The sequence below is a fragment of the Paenibacillus segetis genome (assembly GCF_014639155.1).
Lineage (GTDB): Bacteria > Bacillota > Bacilli > Paenibacillales > Paenibacillaceae > Fontibacillus > Fontibacillus segetis.
The window spans coordinates 321,749-342,628 of the sequence record NZ_BMFT01000004.1 but is presented as its reverse complement, the minus strand read 5'-3'; the positions used below and the strand labels follow the sequence as shown (position 1 = coordinate 342,628).

The 20,880-nt window shown below is 42.3% G+C and carries 14 protein-coding genes; 3 read left to right on the top strand and 11 right to left on the bottom strand.

Annotation, left to right across the window (positions count from 1 at the left end; translation table 11 throughout):
- The 8 genes from IEW05_RS22415 to xylA form a co-directional block, all read right to left on the bottom strand.
- Positions 1–2,298 (bottom strand): glycoside hydrolase family 3 N-terminal domain-containing protein, encoded by a 2,298-nt coding sequence (locus IEW05_RS22415; protein ID WP_188542083.1) that lies wholly within the window; start codon positions 2,296–2,298, stop codon positions 1–3.
- 29 nt (positions 2,299–2,327) lie between these two features.
- Positions 2,328–3,194 carry a carbohydrate ABC transporter permease gene (locus IEW05_RS22410; protein ID WP_373285856.1) on the bottom strand — a complete coding sequence of 289 codons (867 nt, stop codon included), beginning with the start codon at positions 3,192–3,194 and terminating at the stop codon, positions 2,328–2,330.
- A 73-nt stretch (positions 3,195–3,267) separates the two neighbouring features.
- Complete coding sequence (locus tag IEW05_RS22405; RefSeq protein ID WP_188542105.1) at positions 3,268–4,200, bottom strand: ABC transporter permease; 933 nt, start codon at positions 4,198–4,200, stop codon at positions 3,268–3,270.
- A gap of 150 nt (positions 4,201–4,350) precedes the next feature.
- Positions 4,351–5,841: an ABC transporter substrate-binding protein gene (locus tag IEW05_RS22400; protein ID WP_188542081.1), complete on the bottom strand. Its 1,491-nt coding sequence runs from the start codon at positions 5,839–5,841 to the stop codon at positions 4,351–4,353.
- Between the two features lie 175 nt (positions 5,842–6,016).
- Positions 6,017–7,540: a response regulator transcription factor gene (locus IEW05_RS22395; RefSeq protein WP_188542080.1), complete on the bottom strand. Its 1,524-nt coding sequence runs from the start codon at positions 7,538–7,540 to the stop codon at positions 6,017–6,019.
- A complete protein-coding gene (locus IEW05_RS22390) occupies positions 7,533–9,353 on the bottom strand; it encodes a sensor histidine kinase (protein WP_188542079.1) in 1,821 nt (606 codons plus the stop codon). The genes IEW05_RS22395 and IEW05_RS22390 overlap by 8 nt, the downstream gene beginning before the upstream one ends.
- Positions 9,354–9,499: 146 nt before the next feature.
- Complete coding sequence (gene xylB, locus IEW05_RS22385; RefSeq protein WP_188542078.1) at positions 9,500–10,996, bottom strand: xylulokinase; 1,497 nt, start codon at positions 10,994–10,996, stop codon at positions 9,500–9,502.
- Positions 10,997–11,134: 138 nt separating this feature from the next.
- A complete protein-coding gene (xylA, locus tag IEW05_RS22380; protein ID WP_188542077.1) occupies positions 11,135–12,451 on the bottom strand; it encodes a xylose isomerase in 1,317 nt (438 codons plus the stop codon).
- Positions 12,452–12,672: 221 nt separating this feature from the next.
- Between xylA and IEW05_RS22375 the strand changes: the two genes are divergently transcribed.
- Entirely contained in the window at positions 12,673–13,860 is a 1,188-nt protein-coding gene (locus tag IEW05_RS22375; protein WP_188542076.1) for an ROK family protein, read from the top strand.
- Positions 13,861–13,939: 79 nt separating this feature from the next.
- Here the strand turns inward: IEW05_RS22375 and IEW05_RS22370 are convergent, their stop codons facing one another.
- A complete protein-coding gene (locus IEW05_RS22370) occupies positions 13,940–16,810 on the bottom strand; it encodes a sensor domain-containing protein (RefSeq protein ID WP_188542075.1) in 2,871 nt (956 codons plus the stop codon).
- Between the two features lie 224 nt (positions 16,811–17,034).
- Positions 17,035–17,832, bottom strand: a complete 798-nt coding sequence (locus IEW05_RS22365) for a formate/nitrite transporter family protein (RefSeq protein ID WP_188542074.1) — start codon at positions 17,830–17,832, stop codon at positions 17,035–17,037.
- Positions 17,833–18,069: 237 nt separating this feature from the next.
- On the opposite strand from IEW05_RS22365, the gene IEW05_RS22360 reads away from it, so the two are divergent.
- Together IEW05_RS22360 and IEW05_RS22355 are read left to right on the top strand one after the other, a co-directional pair.
- A complete protein-coding gene (locus tag IEW05_RS22360; RefSeq protein ID WP_188542073.1) occupies positions 18,070–18,222 on the top strand; it encodes a hypothetical protein in 153 nt (50 codons plus the stop codon).
- A gap of 172 nt (positions 18,223–18,394) precedes the next feature.
- Positions 18,395–19,219: a hypothetical protein gene (locus tag IEW05_RS22355; RefSeq protein ID WP_194434155.1), complete on the top strand. Its 825-nt coding sequence runs from the start codon at positions 18,395–18,397 to the stop codon at positions 19,217–19,219.
- A gap of 91 nt (positions 19,220–19,310) precedes the next feature.
- Here IEW05_RS22355 and IEW05_RS22350 read toward each other — a convergent pair whose 3' ends face one another.
- Positions 19,311–20,792 (bottom strand): glutamate synthase subunit beta, encoded by a 1,482-nt coding sequence (locus IEW05_RS22350; protein WP_188542071.1) that lies wholly within the window; start codon positions 20,790–20,792, stop codon positions 19,311–19,313.
- Positions 20,793–20,880: the final 88 nt, after the last annotated feature.

The following is a 20,880-nucleotide window of genomic DNA, read 5'->3' as shown; positions in this document are numbered from 1 at the left end:
TTAATCCTCCTGCACAATTAATATTGCGTTAAGCGTATCGTTCACGTGTTTTCCTACGAGTACGCGGAATTCCCCAGGTTCTACAACTGGTTTATAGTCCAGACCAATGTACTGTAGCTGTTCAGCTCCGACTGTGAACTCAACGGTTCTGCTCTCTCCCGGAGCTAATGTCACCTTGCGGAAGCCTTTTAGCTCCTTAGCTGGTCTCGATATATTGCTAACCGTATCAGAAATATACATCTGAACGACCTCTGCACCTTCCAAAGCACCAGTATTTGTTACATCTACCGTAACGGTTGCTACTCCATCCGCAGGGATCACTTCTGGCTGAACCTTGAGATTGGAATAACTAAATTCTGTATAACTTAGTCCATACCCAAACGGATAACGTGGTTGTGAGTCATCCTCTAGATAACGTTTACCTCTCGAACGCTTGCCATTGTAATAAACCGGGAGTTGCCCCACATGTTTCGGTATAGAGATCGTCAATTTACCTGACGGATTCACATCACCAAACAAAATATCAGCAATCGCATGTCCACCCTCTTGACCTGGATACCAAGCCTCAAGAATCGCATGAGCATTGTCTTCAATCCAAGGTTCTGCAATCGGACGACCATTTATATAAACCACTATGACCGGTTTACCCAGCTTATGAATCTCCTGAACGAGTTCAAGTTGTACTCCAGACAACGTCAAAGACATACGATCGATGCCTTCTCCGCAGTCCATATCACTCCATGAATGATCCGTTACCTTCGAAGCACCTGTCTTCAGATCGATCGATCCTTCTCCAAAATCACGTGCACTGGATCCTCCAACAACCATAACAATCGTATCTGCTTGCTTGGCGCAGCTAAGAGCGTAATCAAAACCTTCTTTGGAATCATCCTTAATCCGGCATCCTGGCGCATACAGCACGCGATCTGGTTCCTTTGCAAACTTACTACGGATACCGCCTAGGACAGTTGTTACCCTAGAGGTTGGTTGCGGTGAAGTATAGTCACCAAGTTGGTTGTAACCTACATCAGCATTAGGCCCAATGACAGCGATTGTACCTGACTCTTTCGATAAAGGTAGTACTTTTCCTTCATTTTTCAATAAAACAATACCTTCTCCGGCAATCTTCCGGGCAAGTGCGATGTGTTCCTCGCTACCAATGACCTCAGATGCCTTCTTTGGATCAGCATACGGAGTATCGAACAATCCGAGTGTGAACTTCAAGTTCAGTACTCGGCGAACCGCAGTATCTACAATCGATGGGGCTAGTTTTCCCTGGCGTACAGCTTCAAGCAAATACTTGCCGAACATTTCACCGGACATCTCCATATCAATGCCCGCAGAGATCGCTTGTACTGCTGCATCCATCCCATCTTCTGCTGTATCATGACCTGTAGCCAACATGTCTATAGCACCACAGTCAGTAATAACCATGCCGTCAAAGCCCCACTCCGTACGGAGAATATCCTGGAGAAGTTCTCTATTCGTCGTACACGGCATTCCATCTATCTCGTTATAAGCTGGCATAATTGACACTGCGCCAGCCTCCACTGCCTTTTTGAACGGAAGCATATCAACTTCAAGTAACTCACGTTTGCCCATATGGACAGGGCCTGCATTACGGCCGCCCTCTGAGCTACCGTATCCAACAAAATGCTTCAACGTAGCGACTACGCTGTCATCTTGATCCAACGATTCGCCCTGAAGACCTTCTACAGAAGCAACCGCAAGTTCGCTTATCAAGTAAGCATCTTCACCGAAGCATTCTTCGGTCCGACCCCAACGAGGATCACGAACAACATCTAGTACCGGCGAATAAGTAGCCGCTCCACCTTGGCTCCGGGTCTCCCGAGCTACAGCACGGCACATTTCACGATACAGATCCACATTCCATGTACTTCCGAGACTTAGTGGTACTGGAAATACCGTAGCGCCAATCGCCATATGACCGTGGGAGCATTCCTCTCCAATTAGGATAGGAATACCCAAACGGGAGTGTTCTATTGCATAGCGCTGAATTTCGTTGACAGCCTCTGCCCCTTCTTCAGGGGAGAGGCCCGTCTCAATCGTAACCCCTGTCCACGGATCTGCACGAAGCACGCCGTATAACGAGCCGATACCGCCATTCTCCACTTGTTTCTTGAAAGACTCTGTAAGTGCAATTTTACCGTCTATATTCTCATACGTCTGCCAACCGAAGGGTTGGATCAGTTGGCCGATCTTCTCTTCCAAAGTCATCAGACTGAGCAAATGTTCCACTCGTTCTGAAGTAGAATTGTTACGATCCTTGTAGATCATGGTTTCCCTTCTCTCCTTCTGTGAAGACCTTATTCTTTAACAGCACCTACCGTAAGTCCTTGAATGAAATAACGTTGGAAGAACGGATATGCAAAAATAATAGGTAATGTAGCTAGAACAACCATCGCCATACGTGAAGTATCTTGAGGCATGGATCTCAAAGCTTCCATACTGATCGAGCTGTTTGATGCGTTCTGCATGATGAATTGCATACTAGTTTCAATACGCATCAACATGGATTGCAACGGTACAAGGTTTGGACTGTCGATATAGAGTAGTGCATTGAACCAGTCGTTCCAGTAACCCAGTGTGCTGAACAAACCAATAGTTGCTAGACCCGGAAGGGATAAAGGAAGTACCAGCTTGAGGAAAATTCGGAACTCCCCTGCGCCATCAATTTTCCCTGATTCAATAATAGCATCAGGAACACTAGTGCTATAGAAAGTCCGTAAGATCATAATATAAAAGGCATTTACAGCCAGCGGCAATATCAAAGCCCAAATGGTATCTTTGAGGCCCAAAAGCTGTGTAACGATGATATAGGTTGGAACAAGTCCCCCATTAAACAACATCGTGAAAAAGGCGAAGAAAGAAAAGAAATTACGGTATTTGAAGCTCTTTCTCGAAACCGCATAAGCGTAAAAAGCCATAAACAACAAACTAATGATAGTCCCTACGACCGTGACGAAAATCGTCACCCCATATGAACGAAGTAATGAATCTCCCATATCAAATACATATTGGTAACCCGCAAAACTCCATTTTTCAGGAATCAATCTGTAACCATTGTTCGCAAGTGCACTTTCATCTGTGAGGGAAATGATGACCACAAACAGAAAAGGAAACACGCACAGAATAGCAAAGATGCCGGCAATGAGGTTAAATGAAATATTCATTGGTGTCGATAGGTTATGAAAATCGCGTTCTTTCTTTTTTCTTTGAGACACACTACTCACTCCCTTCAGTATATTAGAACAAGGCGTTGTCCTTGTCGAATTTGCGTACGATATAGTTCGATGTCATAACTAGAACAAAACCTACAACGGATTGATACAACCCTGCTGCTGCACTCATACCAATTTCACCCGTTGATTTAAGACCACGATATACATAAGTATCGATAACGTTTGTTACTCCGTACAACGTCCCTGAATCTCTCGGGATTTGATAGAATAGACCAAAGTCTGCATAGAATATTTTTCCGATAGCCAATAGTGTCATGATCGTGATGATTGGTCTAAGAAGTGGTAGCGTAATTGCCCGAATTTGTTGCATCTTACTAGCGCCATCAATCATAGCGGCTTCATAAAGCGATCTGTCAATCCCCATAATAGACGCTAAATACACAACGCTGTTATATCCTACTGCTTTCCACAAATATACGAGTACTAGAATAAACGGCCAATATTTTGATTCCGCGTACCATTGAATCGGTTGAATACCTAAAGATTCAAATACCCCGTTCAACAATCCACGGTCTGCGCTTAAGAAACTGAACGTGAAATAACCGACAATGACCCATGATAGAAAGTAAGGTAGGAACATGCCAGTTTGATATATTTTGGAGAGACGTTTGTTTGTGATTTCTGATAATACAATAGCTAATAGCACCGATAAAGCCAGCCCTACAAAGATAAAAACAACATTATAAAGCAATGTATTTCGCGTGATTATATAAGCGTCATTCGTGCTAAATAGGAATTTAAAGTTGTCCCATCCAACCCATTTACTGTTCACTATGCTGGCCCAGAAGCCATCGCGACTGAAGCGATATTCCTTAAAGGCTATAATCGTTCCCAGCATCGGTAAATAGGAAAAGAAGAGGAACCAAAGTGCGCCGGGAAGAACCATGAATAACATAACTTTATTTTTGTTGATATTTCTGAAAAACTCTCCGACCATTTTCACGTTTATCCCTCCTGAAAGTAGTGATTTCAACCTTGCTGACTGTTGGCTTTTTTGGACATGTTGAAAATGGCCGCCAACGTAAATTGAATGAAAAAAATCGGGCGAAAGGCATCACCCGCCCGATTTTCTCCAGTTATTCTGATGTTATTTACCTGTTGCTGCTCTCCACTCATCGATTTGTCTTTGAGCTTCAGCGATGATTTTATCCAATCCAGCAGCTTTAAACTTCTCATTAGCTTTTGGCAGGTATTCGTCAGGATCAACAGTTCCTGTCATTAATGCGGACCAGAACTCTTCCTTCACGTTTTGTACCGCAGCCAATTCAGTCGTTACTTTCGAAGTATCGAAGTTAAAGCCTAACAATGGAGCGTTAATACCAGATTCGTTAAATTTCTTGAACTCGTCCCATTTGTTCTCAGGGTCGCCTTCATTCAAATAAGTGATCATAATGTTACCCAACGAGAATGTTGGCATATCATAGTCTTTAGATTTATCCAAGTTCTTCATCACGTTATCACTAACTTTTTCGTAGTGAACGCCTTCGATACCGGAATCGATCATGTTACGAAGTACAGGATCAGTGTTCAACAAGTTAAGGAATTCCATTGCTTTCTCCGGATATTTGGAGTTAGCAGAGATCGCTTGCATCGAACCCATTACGGACCAGTTGTAAACAATCGGGTCACCAGCAGGTGTGGAGACGATTGGATATCCAAGGCTTGTAGTCCAAAGGTTGTCTGCGAAAGGTTGAGTTGACGCACGGTCTACCAACCATTTACCGGATTTGTACAAGTCATCAGCAGAAGTGATTGTAGATACTTCTGGGGAAACATATCCAGCTTTATAGAATTTACGTACTGTTTTTAGTGTTTCTTTTATTTCTGGAGTTTCCAAAATGTTAACTACTTTATAATCTGTAGTGTCTTGATACACTGCCATTGGCAATTTCTCAATAACGTAGTCAAATGGCATCATAGGTACGAAATCCTTAACCATAGCGTACGGTGTAATGGTAGGATCGTTTTCCTTGATTGTTTTCAATAAAGGCTCAAGGCTTTCCATCGATTTCACGTTCGAAATGTCCAAGTTATATTTATCAAGAAGTTCTTTGTTGAAACGCCATACTTCTTGAGCTGGAAGTTCTTTGTTAGCTGGTACTGCATAGTTATGTCCATCAACCTTAGAACCTTCTAAGAATGCAGGATCAAGAGTTGCGACAATGTCTTTACCTTGATTTTTCAGCAAATCATCTAGTTCCATAAATGCGCCTTTACGTGCATTTTGCACGTAATCAAACGCCCAGGAGCAAGTGAACATAATATCCATTGGCTCACCTGAAGCGACCATTACTTGCATTTTTTGCGAATAGTCACCAAAATCAATCATCTTCATTTTGATGGTTGCATTTATTTTTTCTTTAGTATACTTATTAACTTCTTCCATAACCTTGTCCACATCTTTTTGTGGAGCACCGACCGTATACCAGATCAGTTCAACTGGCTTTTCAGACTTTCCTGATCCAGATGCATTGCTAGCACTGTTACCAGCGTTGTTGCCACCACATGCACTGACCAATAGTGTAAGCGCCATCAGCGATGTCAATAAAAGAGAAAACTTCTTTCTTTTTGTACTCATTGTTGAATACCCTCCCTTTGATTACCTTACTGTTCTATCTTGTCTGCGTCCCATAAGGACTACCTTAACTTTAATTTATGAAAGCATTTTCAAATAGAAGTGAAACTAAATAAATACTGTACAAACTAAAGATCATGTACAAAATAAAGAAAAAAAAGGCCGCTAGCGGGAATCGCTAACTGAGCCCTTTATATTCTGTCGGGGAGATCCCTACATATTTTTTAAATTGCTTGTAAAAATATCCAGTTTCCCAATAACCGACACTTCGAGCGATTTCATGAACTTTCATTTGACTTATTCGAAGTAACTCCTTGGCCTTTTCAATCCGATACCAATTAATATAATCAGTAAAAGACTCACCAACCTCCTTATGGAACAGTTGCCCCAAATAGACAGGATGGATATTATATAAAGCTCCAAGTGTCTTAAGTGACACATCTTCGTTATAAGACTGCTTGATAAAATTTAGCACCTGCTGAACTACTGGACTCTTCATATCGTTAGTCAGAGAATCTATAGTAATATTCGCAACTTCCTTCATGATATCAATCAGCTCATCAATAGAAAATGTTGTTCGAATTCTCTCGAAATGAAGCTTGTAAAGATCAGGCTCTTCAGCATGCCGAATTTCCTCCAGTTGCATTTTGAAACGAATAATCCATTCCATGGCTATGTCCTGAAGAAGACCAGGGGATATTCCTCCCATTTGCCGAAGTGATCCAAAATCCACTTCAATACGTGCAAGTAGTCCCTCTTTATTCTTAGCTACAATTAGCTTGGCGTAGTCACTCCAGTTCATATGGAGACCATCTTCAGCATTTGCTTGGTGCTCTTTGAGGTCATCATAGCGAAGAACATTTTGTTCCGGGAAGATCATGAAGTACTCCTGCACTTTTTTGGCGAAGGTGTAACTTCGGGATGGTTCCACCTCTATTTCTTCCACACTCCCTATGGACAGACGCAGAGGCTCATACGCTGACAGGACACTCATCAGTTTATTATTTATCAAATTTGCTTCGTTTATTCCCTGCTCCGGATCATCAAAGTTATACAACAATACAATGTCTCCATCCATATCACGGAATGGAATGATCCCCTCGTTACTCTTCAACTGATTCAGTACGATCTCGAATACCTCTTGATTAGAATGCTCCAATCGTAATAGCGAAACCATTACAAAGTTTTTATCAAGAACAATGCCCAGAAGATCAGCACGTTCCTGGAACTCCCGGGGACGAATCTGTTGTTTTATCCATCGTTGCATCACATTGTCCCGCAAAATCATAATGCTATATTCATTTAAGGTAGCATACCTTGCCTTAGACTCATTTAATTTCTCAACTACTATGTTCAGTGTTGCCTTGAATTCCTCCAGATTAATCGGCTTCAACAAATAATTTTCTATACCGAGTGTCATGCCCTCTTTTAAATAATCAAAATCATTAAATCCACTTAACACGATTACTTTAAGCTCCGGCCGAAATTCACGTACATTACGAATGAGATCAAGTCCGTTCATCTTCGGCATGGAAATATCGGTAACCAGAATATCCGCAGGAATCAGCTTTAACGCCTCTAATGCTTCAGCCCCATTCTCAGCTTGACCCACAATCTCCATCCCCATTGAAGCCCAATCGACAATATCATACAAACCCTCAATAATAAACGGTTCGTCATCTACAATAAACACTTTATACATTGTTGAGATCACCCTCCCCTTGGTTGGGGAACCATATGGTTACCACTGTTCCTTTTCCTAGTTCACTTTCAATATCAACACCATACATTCTTCCATACAGTAATTTTAGTCTTTCGTGTATGCTACGAATGCCAAATGACCCCGAGTAAATATCAGGATGGAGCAATCCCTCCTTAATTTGTGCCAATCTCTCTGGATGAATACCTTGTCCATTATCTCTAACTTCAACACAAAGGTATTCATTCTCATCTGTCACCGTAATTCTGATTTGATTATCCGTCCAATCCGTGCGCATCCCATGGAGAATGTAGTTCTCAATAATCGGCTGCAGAGACATTTTTAATACAATTTTATTCTCCAGCTTCTTGTCGCAAAGGATTTGATAAGTGAACTTATCCTTGTATCGAATCCTGAATAGTTCCAAATACATTCGGCAGGCTTCAAGTTCATCCTTCAGCGTATACCTTGGCTTCTGCTGAACATAACTTTTGAACAGTACCGAAAGGCTATAGATCATTTCTCCAACATCCGATGCCCCTTGAGAAATCGCTCGCATCCGAATTACTTCAAGTGTGTTGTATAAAAAATGAGGATTAACTCTCGCCTCTAATGCAGCAATCTCGGTATGTTTTTGCTTAATTTCTGCTTTGTAGACCCGATCAATATACAAATTAAGCTCCTCTAGCATCTCGTTGAAACTCTTAGAAATTTGTCCAAGTTCATCTTCTCTAATCTCTGTAACTCTCGCGTTTAAATCACCATTCTTCACCTTTCTTGTAAATTGGATAATGCTATGCGTTCGTTTAGCAAAATTATTGATGAACAAGGAGGAGATCAAAATTGCGAACAAAATACAAATCGAACTAATCATTAGAATCGTATTTCTAATTCCACGATACGAAGCAGCTAGTTCATTCTTAGGGACCAAACTGAGTACAGTGTATCCACCCTGAATATCGGTTAACTTCGTGATCGACATTCCTTCCTTGGTTACATCGTTATCGTATACCGTGTTTATCTGTTCAGCGTATGGATACTTATTGCCATAATAAATACCCGACGAATCAAAAATAACATCGCCAGTACTAGATAACACAAGAATTGTACCTTTAAATTTATCTTTATAATTATCCAGACTACCCCATATTTTATTGGAATTGAAATAAACAAGTAATTGTCCAATATTACGTAGCGACACATTATTGTTTATAGGTACTCGCACTGAAAACATGGGCGATTCCGGCAAATCAATACTTTCTCTAATCCAGATGTTCGGTATGGAGATGTTGGAAGCCTCTTCAGAATACATGGCATCAGGAACGAAAGACCGTGCAGCATTCGTACTAATAATTTTAAACTGCGTATTGTTATACACATATAAATACTGCTGCGCAGCACTATACAACATCAAACTCGTTATGTCAGAGTCATCCTCTACCCGATTTCTAAAAACCTGCACAGGGTCACTTGTCGTACCGCTGTCACTATAAAAACGGTCCAATCTATATTTCACATATTCCTCATAAGGATGTTCCAGAAAATAGGATGTATTGGACGCCAAATCACTATCTCTGTATATATCACGCGCCATCGTTTGTACGGATTCATATTTATTATCAATGTAGTTACCTACACTTTGAATCGCGCTTTTCTGAATATCCAGTTGTCTCTGAACTGTCGCTTGCGACATTGTGGTAAACATCAAGTAAGAAAATATAATAATGGTTACAATCGTAATCATAGAGAAAAAGAAGATCATCTTCATAAACAATTTATTTTTGAAATATTTTCTGTAAATTTTGGTGAATAGCATAACATCCTCCTTACTTACGTCAGCCCAGTGCTGTTCATGTTAACTAATCAATCATAACCGTTTTTCCTTCTATAGAACAAGCGCCTGTCTCCAGAGATACTGGAGAACAGGCGCTTGAAGTTTACATAGTTCTATCGGGGTGGTCATTAACCGCGGAATTCTTGCAATCCCTTGTTCAGCTCAGACGTAGCTGAGTATACTTGTTGATACAATTGGAAGAGACGACGATATTTCTCTACGTGATCTGGAATTGGTTCATAAGTAGCACCATAGCCAATAAACTTATCAGCACATTCCTTCAAGCTACTGAACCAGCCACAACCGACCGCTGCCATCATCGCAGAACCCATGGCTGGTCCCTGTTCATTCTTCAGTGAGACAACTGGGATACCGAAGATATCTGCTTGCATTTGCAACCAAGTTGGATTCTTAGCTCCGCCTCCAATGGATATGACTCGTTCTACTGAAATACCCGCCTGCCGGAACAACTCTAACGACTCTTGAAGGGAGAATGTGATTCCTTCCATCACAGCTCGCGCCAAGTGTTGACGTCCATGTGTACCGGACAGTCCAATAAAGCTACCACGGATAACACTATCCGCATGCGGAGTACGTTCTCCAACAAGATACGGGGTAAACAACAAACCTTCAGATCCTACTGGAACATCCGCAACAGGTGCTAACAGTTCCTCAAAACTCAGTTCTGGTGCCAATGACTCCTTAAACCAAGTCAAACTGTATCCCGCCGCTAAGGTTACACCCATGGCATAAAATGCACCTGGATGTGCATGATTGAAGAAATGTACCTTACCTGCAAAATCTTTGTTCTTGTCTTCCTCATAGGTCAGAATAACACCCGAGGTCCCGATGCTACACAGGGCATCACCCGTACGAACAATACCTGCACCAACTGCGCCGCAAGCATTATCTGCTCCACCACCAAATACTTTAGTATTTGATGAAAGTCCCGTTTGCTCAGCAAACTGTGGTAACAGTGTACCGGTTGCTTCAGTACTGCCTACAATGGGTGGGCAAAATCCCTCTTTGAGATCAAATGCCTCGGTGATTTCTGTGCTCCAAGTTCCTTCTGAAACATTCAAGAGCAGTGTTCCTGCTGCATCCGATATTTCCATTTGGACCAGGCCGGTCATCCGATAACGCAAATAATCCTTAGGAAGCACGAAGCAAGCTGCCTTAGCAAATAGCTCTGGCTCGTTCTCTTGTACCCATAAAATTTTGGGCAAAGTGAATCCTTCCAAAGCAGCGTTTTTTGTAATCGTAAGCAGTTTGTCTCCAAGCTTAGCTTCGATCTCACGGCACTGTTTCGTTGTCCGCGTATCATTCCAGAGGATCGCATGACGAAGCGGCTTGTTCTGCTCATCAAGCAGAACCAAACCATGCATCTGCCCCGAGAAAGACACACCCTCTATTTGTTCAGGGGATACTTCATTCTCTTGAATCAACTTCTTCAAACAGGCAACCGTTCCGCTCACCCACAATTCCGGGTCCTGCTCACTATATCCCGGACGCTCCTGAATAAGCGGATAGGAGGCAGTAGCCTCTCCTTTGATATCTCCGTTCTTGTTCACCAATACCGTCTTCACCGAACTCGTACCGAGATCGATACCGATTACATAACTCATCACTGAATCTCCCCTCATAAACCACAGCATAACGCTTTGGCTTTCTAAATCATTAGCATATTTCAGTTATTAAAAAGGGGACGACAGGCGTCCCCTTAATTCAGCATGATGACTATCCGTTTAGCCGAATAATACTATTTATTTAGTGGAAAACATGTATTCATTCAATTGAGCTTTAACCAATTCCAAGTGGTTAGACTTGTTCTTGATTTCGCCGCCCTTCATTGCGTAAGCTGCCAACGATTTCAAGTCAGTCTTACCTGCAACGATATCAGCACCGATACCGGATTTGAAGCTAGCATAACGTTCGTCAAGCAACTTGTCGAAGAATTTATCTTCAATCAATTTCCCAGCTACTTTCAATCCTTTAGCAAAAGTATCCATACCTGCAATGTGCGAGTAGAACAAATCTTCAGGTTCGAAGGAACCACGTCTTACTTTAGCATCAAAGTTAACGCCACCTGAACCCAAACCGCCATTCTCCAAGATTTCATACATAGCCAAAGTTACAGAAGCTACGTCTGTTGGGAATTCATCAGTATCCCAACCTAACAGCATGTCGCCTTGGTTAGCATCAACTGAACCGAGCATGTTGTTAATGCGGGCTACGCGAAGCTCGTGCTCAAATGTATGACCTGCGAGCGTTGCATGGTTCGCCTCAAGGTTAAGTTTGAAATGCTTATGAAGATCGTATTTTTGCAAGAATGCAATCGTTGTTGCTGCATCGAAATCATATTGGTGTTTAGAAGGCTCTTTTGGTTTTGGTTCGATCAAGAATTGGCCTGTATAGCCAATTTCCTTAGCATAATCAAGCGCCATATGGAAGAATCTCGCTAGGTTATCAAGCTCAAGACCCATATCTGTGTTTAGTAGGGACTCATAACCTTCACGTCCACCCCAGAACACATAGTTCTCGGAACCAAGTTCAAGACCTGTATCCAGACCTTTTTTCACTTGTGCTGCAGCATAAGCAAACACTTCAGCATTGGATGATGTAGCAGCACCATGAACGAAACGAGGGTTAGTGAACATGTTTGCTGTATTCCACAGCAATTTAACGCCCGTTGCATTCATACCTTCTTTAAGTTTGGCGATGATTACATCCAGATTGTCGTTCGTTTCTTGCAAGCTATCTCCTTCTGGAGCGATATCACGATCATGGAAGCAATAGTAAGGAGCTCCAAGCTTCTCAAGGAATTCAAAGTTAACTTCTACACGAGCCTTCGCCAAATCCAGACCACTTAGGGTTTCCCATGGACGAATCATATTTGCTTTACCAAACGGATCACTACCATCCATCGTTAATGTGTGCCAGTACGCCACCGCAAAACGAAGATGTTCTTTCATTGATTTACCTAATACTACTTCATTCTCATTATAGTGTTTGAATGCCAGTGGATTGCTCGATCCTGCGCCTTCATACTTAATTTTGTTTACATTCTTGAAATAACTCACAATGGAGTCCTCCCCGCTAATTTTGGTTTGGTAAGCCTTTTCATTCACTAGCTTTGTAGTAGCATACCCTCCAAACTAGGAAGCGTATGCTCTCTTCACCATGATCGTAACACGCCTAACTTAGTTTGTCTAGTAAACTAACAAAGTTGTTGAAATTTCACCAAAAAAGTATGTTATGATATCAAGTAGTACATAGGTAAACGAGTTGTGGAGGAAGAATAATGAAGATAACGGGCGACCAGCAATTGATCAAAAAAATGAACAAAACGATCGTGCTGGACACGATTCGACAACAACAACCGCTGTCACGGGCAGACATCGCCTCCGTCACCGGATTAAATAAGGCAACAGTATCCTCACTTGTATCAGAACTGATTGAAAGTCAGCTAGTTACTGAGATCGGACCGGGTGAGTCGAGTGGTGGACGGAAACCGACATTACTCCTATTTAACCGTAGTGCAGGTTACGCCATCGGTGTTGATATTCGCGTTAGCGATATGCTTATGCTCCTTGTCGACCTAGAGGGGACCGTCATTCAGGAGAAAATACTTCCTTTGGTCGACTCCTCACCGGAAACCGTTCAGAATCAAATTCGAAAACATATTAATTTGATCAGCAAAAAAACACCTTCCTCACCTTACGGTATCGTCGGAATTGGTATCGGAGTGCCTGGACTCGTTGATGAGAAGAGTCGCGTTGTTTCCTCACCCAATTTAGGGTGGGATACCGTCTCTCTCCAGGATTCACTTCTTCCTGGGTTCGGAAATACGATTCATATTGACAATGAGGCAAATGCCGGGGCAATCGGCGAAAAACTATATGGTGCTGGATGTGATTCCGCTAATCTGATCTATCTCAGTATCGGAGTCGGGATTGGCTCGGGAATTATTGTCGACGGAGAACTATACCGTGGTACATCCAATTTTTCTGGCGAGGTCGGCCATATGACAATAGCCGAAAACGGTCCTCTCTGCCGCTGCGGCAACCGTGGATGCTGGGAAACGGTCGCCTCGGAGAAAGCGCTCATGGACAAAGCCGCCGTTCTGTGGAAGGGCAGCTCGATTCCTAATCTAGAGGAAGTCATCCTTCAGGCTAAAAGGGGCGATGAAAGAGCCCTCTCCTTATTGGACGACTTGGGCGTGCATTTAGGCGTTGGTCTGGCGAATCTCATCAATATTTTAAATCCGGAATTGATCGTCATTGGAAGCCGACTTTCACTAGCGGGTGACATGCTCCGCGATGCGATGCTACGGACTGTTGAAGCTCGAAGTTTATCCTACCATCGAAAAAAAACGAATGTCATTTTTGCTGCTCTGGGTATCCGGTCCACAGCATTAGGGGCAGCTTCGATGCCGATTACGTCCTTTCTAGCTGATCCGGACGTGACCCCCGTAGTCCCAAGCTTGTAAAAATCAAGACTTACTCCTACACAAAGACCGGCAAGAACAGAATCTGTTCCTGTCGGTCTTTGTTTTCTAGTCAGATAACTCACATTTCATAAACCTGATGGGTCTGGACCAATCTAATGACCTCTTCTTCTTTTAGAGGCTGACTGATGAAATACCCTTGAATTACATCGCATTTTGCTCGTTTGACATGCTTTAATTGTTGCTTCGTTTCTACCCCTTCAGCTACTACCATTAACCCCATCCTCCTGCCGATCAGTACAATAGCTCTAGCGAGTGAATGGTGATCCTGCTGGTCCGGTACCTCTTCAATAAATGTCCTATCTACCTTCAACGTTGTGATCGGCATTTGTTTCAAATAACCCAAGGAAGAATATCCCGTTCCAAAATCATCAAGTGCAATCTGGATACCGAGCGATTTCAGAAATTCCAGCTTTGGAATGACTATCTCAAACGACTCTATGAAGACAGATTCAGTAATTTCAAGTTCCAAGTAGGCTGGATTCAAAGCGGTATCATGTAAGATACGGAGCACCATATCAACAAACTCTTCCTGAATCAATTGAACAACTGAAATGTTCACTGAAATTTTATAATCTCCATGTCCTAGATCATGCAAACTTCTAGCGAAAGTACAAGATTGAGATAAAACCCACTCGCCGATGGGCACAATCAGTCTACTATCCTCAGCAATTTTAATGAACGAAATTGGTGAAACAAAACCAAACTCTGGACTATTCCACCGAATTAACGATTCGAACCCCACAATTTGTCCCGTTTTAAGACTTACTTGTGGCTGATAATACAGCACAAATTGATTACCCTTAATAGCTTCTCGAAGATATTTCTCCACAGATACCCGCTCATTGAATTTTGTAAGGAATGAAGAGCGAAAGACCATATATTTTCCTTTGCCAGCCTCTTTAGCGTTATACATAGCAACATCTGCATTCTTTAGTATCTCCTCAACACTTATTCCATCCTGCGGAAAAAAGGAGATTCCTATACTAATCGATACATATAAATCGCTTTCATGAATCCGGAAAGGCTCCTTAAAGCCCTGTATCAAAATCGATGCCAGCCCTTCCGCTTCTGCTTCGTTCTCAATATCCATCTGAAGTATAACGAATTCATCCCCGCCTAATCTGAACAACATACACTCTTCCCCGACCAAGGCAGATAATCTGAGGCTCACTTTCTTCAGAATTCGATCGCCTAACTTATGACCCAACGTATCATTGATATATTTAAAGTTATCTAGATCGATGAAGAACAAAGCGGCTTTGCCTTGGGAATAAGATAGGTATGATTCCAGTTCCTCCAGTAAATACAGACGGTTCGGTAGATCACTTAGCTCGTCATAATAAGCAAGATGCTTGAGTCTCTCTTGCGATATTTTCAATTCGTGAATGTCCACATCTGAACCTGCCATTCGACAAGCCTGTCCATGCTCATCAAATAACACTTTACCCCTTCCGATGAACCAGTTGTATTCTCCATTCTTCTTCCGCAGACGATACTCGCATTCAAAAAATGGCTTCTCCCCCGATTGAGTCGCCTTCATTTCAACATCAACCCGCTCTGCATCTTCGGGATGTAGAAGATACTCCAGCAATTCTGTAGTCACATCCTCCTCACTTTGGTAGCCGAGAAGTTGGAACCATCTCGAAGAATAGTATCGACGATTCTCGATGAGGTCGATCTCCCATATCCCACCATTTGACGACTCCGCTACTAACTTATAGCGTTCTTCGCTCCTACGTAGCCTACGCTCATTCACAACCAACGCATCATAGTTATTCCTTAATTCCTCCTGAGTTGCTGCCAATTCTTCATAGGTCTCTTCAAGCTCTTGATAACTATGCTCTAACTGTATTTCATAACTCTTACGCTCCGTTATATCGATCATTGAGCCAGAGAACCTTACGGGGGTTCCCTCATCATTTCTTCTTATCATTCCTCGTGCCTGGATCCACAAATGCTCTCCATTTTTCTTGATCATACGGTATTCGGCCTCATACACAGGAGACTTCCCATTAATACAGGCTTGTCTCATTTTGTCCGTGGGGATTACATCATCAGGATGAACCAGCGATCTCCACTGCTCCTCCGTTGCAGGCATTTCCATTCTATTGTATCCAAGCAAATCGTAAAATCGATCGGATACGTAATAATTGCCGGTAGCTGGATCCGTATCCCAGATAACCGCTCCCGATCCGAGAGAAGCTAGGCGGAATCTCTCTTCGCTTTCCCTCAATTTGTCCTGATTCGATATCAACTCATGTAGTTGAACTTGCATCTCTTCCTGCGTTAATGCGAGCTCTTCATAAATCCTTTCAAGCTCCTGATAACTATTTTGTAGTTTTTTTTCGTTTAGCTTGCGATCATGAATATCGATCCCACAGCAAATAAATACATCAGGATTTCCCGATATCCCATTGATCGCAGCCGTTCTGAACAAAAAAGTTCTAGGAGTCCCCTGTTCCGAAGATTTAAGCGTGATTTCCTTATGCTCGACAAATTTCATACCAAGTGCATCATCCATGAGCTCTACAAGCTTCACATAGTAATCCTGTACATACAACAGTTCGTTATATTTTTTCCCAAGAATATCTGTTTCGCCCATCCCGATCAGCCGTTGAGCATATTTGTTAACTCTTAGAACCTGTTTATCCCTATGTACGGCCCAAATAAAAAGATCTGCATGGTCAAATACATCCTTAGATAGCTCTCGTTCTCCATGAATGATCCTTCTTAAGTGATTAATATACAATTTCAGCACCAGATAACTCAAAGCTATAAATACAATAACGGCTATAAAGAAAATCCCGTAGAATTTATACTGTGACTGAGTAATTCCCACAAGCGGTTCCCCATACACCAGATGAGGGTTCAGAATTGCTGATAATACTGCCACTATAGCGGCCAAAATCATCAAGGAAATCCGCTTCATTCGGATGCCACGCCACCTTTACGAGATAAAATAGTAGAAACCAAATCCATATGTAAGATTCATTGTTTAATTTTAACATATTTGTGTCACTATTAAATACATATTTTTCCTTTTATGCGCTATATGTCGATTAATTATTCGTTTATCAAAAAAACCGACTATTCTCCCCCCTTACGAAGGAATATGTCGGTTGCATTTAGGTTTAATTATTTGTCAGTTGGCTTCTATTTACTTTCACTATCCTCAGTATCAAGAAAAGGCTTATTCACGAAATAATACATCACACCCATAAGCAGAACTCCACCAATTAAGTTTCCGATCGTGACTGGAATCAGATTGTGAAGTACCCCTGCAAACGATATCGTTCCAGGATGATTCAGTACGAGGGCAATCGCAAAGGTGCACATATTTGCAATACTATGTTCATACCCCGAAATAAAGAAACAGAACACGAATAACATCATCGCGAACATTTTCGCACCGTCCCCTTGGAGCGACATGGGGATGAAGAATGCAAGACAAACTAACCAGTTACATAGAATAGCTCGGAAAAAAAGTTCAAAAGCGGATGTAGTCATCTTGTGCTCTACAACGTTTAATAAAAAGCTGTTCACTGACGAATCCGTAAATAGTCCCGTTAAGAAAATTAGCAAAGCGAATATCGCTGCTCCCATTATATTTCCGACATAGCTAAGGACCCATAGCCTTACAACTTCCTTCCATTTCATCCTCTTCCTTAAGGCGGCATAAGTATAATAAAACGTATTACCCGTAAAAAGATCCCCACCACCATAGGCAATAAGAATAATTGCAGCGCCAAACGTAAGGGCCGCCATGGGATAAGTTAGTGGAGAATGTTCCATATAGAAAAAATTTCCTGTTTTGAAGGCGACAATAACACCAAAACCGATGAACATGCTTGCAAGCATTGCTCTAGCGATGTAGCGAATCTGGCTTTGTTTGAAAATTTTATATTTCTTCAAAGCCAGTTCTTCAACTTTTAATAACGATTCTGTTTCCATAGCGCCTCCTTATATAGTGTGTGTCCAAAATTCTGATTTCCAGCACAATAAGCTTATGCTTATGATGCTTCATTATTTACAAAATGCGCTGATTTATCCTCATTTTTCATGCTTCGGATATTTACATTTGATCCGGGATTGTGCATAATGATAAATATATCTATATGATAATGATTATCATTATTGCTGATTAATTAACCTTCACTATATAAATAAACAAAAAGGAGCTTTGAGCTTATGAGAATAGCCCTACGAAAACCTTCGTTGCAAATCGATGATTACTTGGATCTACTCAACCTTGCCACCCGTCTCGGTGACCAGAAATGGCAGGAAGAAATTATTCGTAAGCTAGAAAATCTACAAGCAAACCTGGCGGAAATTAGTAAATAATGGTCACGTTGACAGGATGAAGGTTATCCTGTATATTGGACGAAAATAACCTAAATGAAACGACTTACGATGGAAGCACCCGTAAGAAAAGGCGTAATTACGTCTTTCTTATGGGTGCTTTTTTGCGTTATGTTGAAATCATTTTGGCAAGGAGAGTGATGATAGAATGATCTTGAATAAGTTAAAGCTAAGGTTAACTGCTGTACTTGTTGTAGCACTCTTTCTGACAACCACGTTATGGAGTAGTAGTTCCGTCTTTGCTGCCACTTTACAATTCACCGATGCAGTCAAGGCATCACTAACGAAAACCGCGCAAGCCGCAGGCGGTGCGAAACAAACTAAGTTAATGAAACAATACGATGATTTAGCCTCACTTCAGAAGCAATCCGCGGATTGGGACAGCAAAACCTCAACACTGCACTACTCCAACGAAACTATACTGTCCTCCTTACGCAAGAAAATCAAGGATATCGACGCGGATAAGATCATCAAACTGGAGGACCAAGTGAAGCAGACTAAGGCAAAATATCAGCCTCTTTTCACCACCTACAGCTCACTAACAAAACAGGCTACCGCTGCAAAATCCCTCAAAGATAAAACCCTATACAAAGCGCTTCGAGGTCAAGCCGATGTGTTAAAAATTACGGTTGATTTAGCTCGGCAAGATATCAGAGCCAAGGAAGCCTCACTCAAGACTGCCAAGACTGATAAATCAAGAAAAGCAACACAAGTGCGCTCGATTCTAGCAGAAATTGATCCATTAAAAACAAAGATAAAGTCGGAGCGAAGCCTGCAATCGACACCTAACAAGAGTATTGCTACGGAATGGACCAACTTCAAGGGGGCTGCAAAAAAAGGTGACGCAGATCGCTCAGGTGATTCACTAGCCCGACTCCTGACCCTCTCTGGTCAAGTTTCAACTTATAAGCAGAATATTTACAACCTTGAGGTTAAAATTAGTGCCGTTCTAGGGCGTGCCAAATTGCAATTACCATAATTCAAATAAAAGCTGACCCTACACATTACTATGTAAGGTCAGCTTTTAACTTCTATATTAAATTCCACATGCCAAATTTATAAGATATAAATTACTGCAGATCAGTACTCCCCATTAAATAACAGTCCACTTCACGAGCAGCCTCGCGTCCTTCATGAATAGCCCATACGACCAAGCTCTGTCCCCTCCGCATATCTCCAGCAGCAAAGATACCTGGAATATTTGTCATATAGTGTTCTTCTGCCTTAACATTCGAACGTCCATCCCGTTCAACTCCTAATTGTTCCACTAGTCCCCCTTCAGGACCTGTGAATCCAAGAGCCAATAATACCATATCAGCTGGGATGATCTGTTCACTGCCAGGAATCTCAACGGGAACTATACCACCTTGCGGATCGGTTACCCATTCGACATTCACGGTTTGAATCGCCGAGAGATTTCCATGTCCATCACCTATAAAACTCTTGCTTGAGGTTAAATAACGGCGCGGGTCCGTACCATACAGTCTCGCGGCTTCTTGCTGACCGTAATCCGTCTTCATAACCTTCGGCCATTCCGGCCAAGGATTACCTGGCTGACGAGTTAACGGAAGCTGTGGCATAATCTCCAGTTGCATGACGCTACGACATTCAAGTCGGATTGCCGTTGCCACGCAATCCGTTCCCGTATCCCCGCCACCAATGACGATCACATTCTTGTCTTTAACAGACAAATATTTCTCATCCTGAAGTCCTGAATCCAGTAAGCTCTGCGTACTACGTGTTAAGAACTCCATCGCTTGGTGAATACCTTGAAGCTCACGACCATCAATCATCAGGTCACGAGGTTTCGTAGCCCCTCCGCACAGTACTACAGCATCAAACTCGCTCTTTAGTTCCTCTATAGTGATATCTTTACCTACTTCCATATTAGTTACAAAAGTAATTCCCTCTGCGGCAAGGAGATCAACGCGCCGTTGTACCGTTCCTTTGTCTAGCTTCATATTAGGTATCCCATACATCAACAAGCCACCGATTCGATCGGCACGTTCGTATACCGTTACATCATGTCCCGCCTTATTTAGCTGATCTGCACAAGCAAGACCGGCCGGACCAGAACCAACGATAGCCACCCTTTTGCCCGTATGAGCTGTAGGGATGGTCGGCGTAATCCAACCCTCCTGAAATCCTTTGTCCACGATGGCCTTCTCTATATTCTTGATCGTAACCGGAGAACCTTTCATCCCAACAGTACAAGCCCCTTCACATGGTGCCGGACAAACTCGACCAGTAAACTCAGGGAAATTGTTATTCTTGTGCAGACGCTTCAGAGCCTCTTTCCAGCTTCCTCGATACACCAAGTCATTCCATTCCGGTATGAGGTTGTGTATGGGGCATCCCGATGCCATTCCCGACAACATTCTACCGACATGGCAAAATGGCGTTCCGCAATCCATACAACGTGCAGCTTGTATGGTCAGTCTCTTTTCCTCAAATGGTATGACAAATTCCTGCCAAGCATTGATCCGTTGTAATGGATCGACCTCCCCAGGCACCTCACGTTCATATTCTAAAAAACCGGTTGCCTTTCCCATCGTTCTCCTCCGTTCATGAATAACATAATGAAATCTATCTCTCTATCGCATTATCACTATGACGTATTAAATTAATTCATGTTACCAT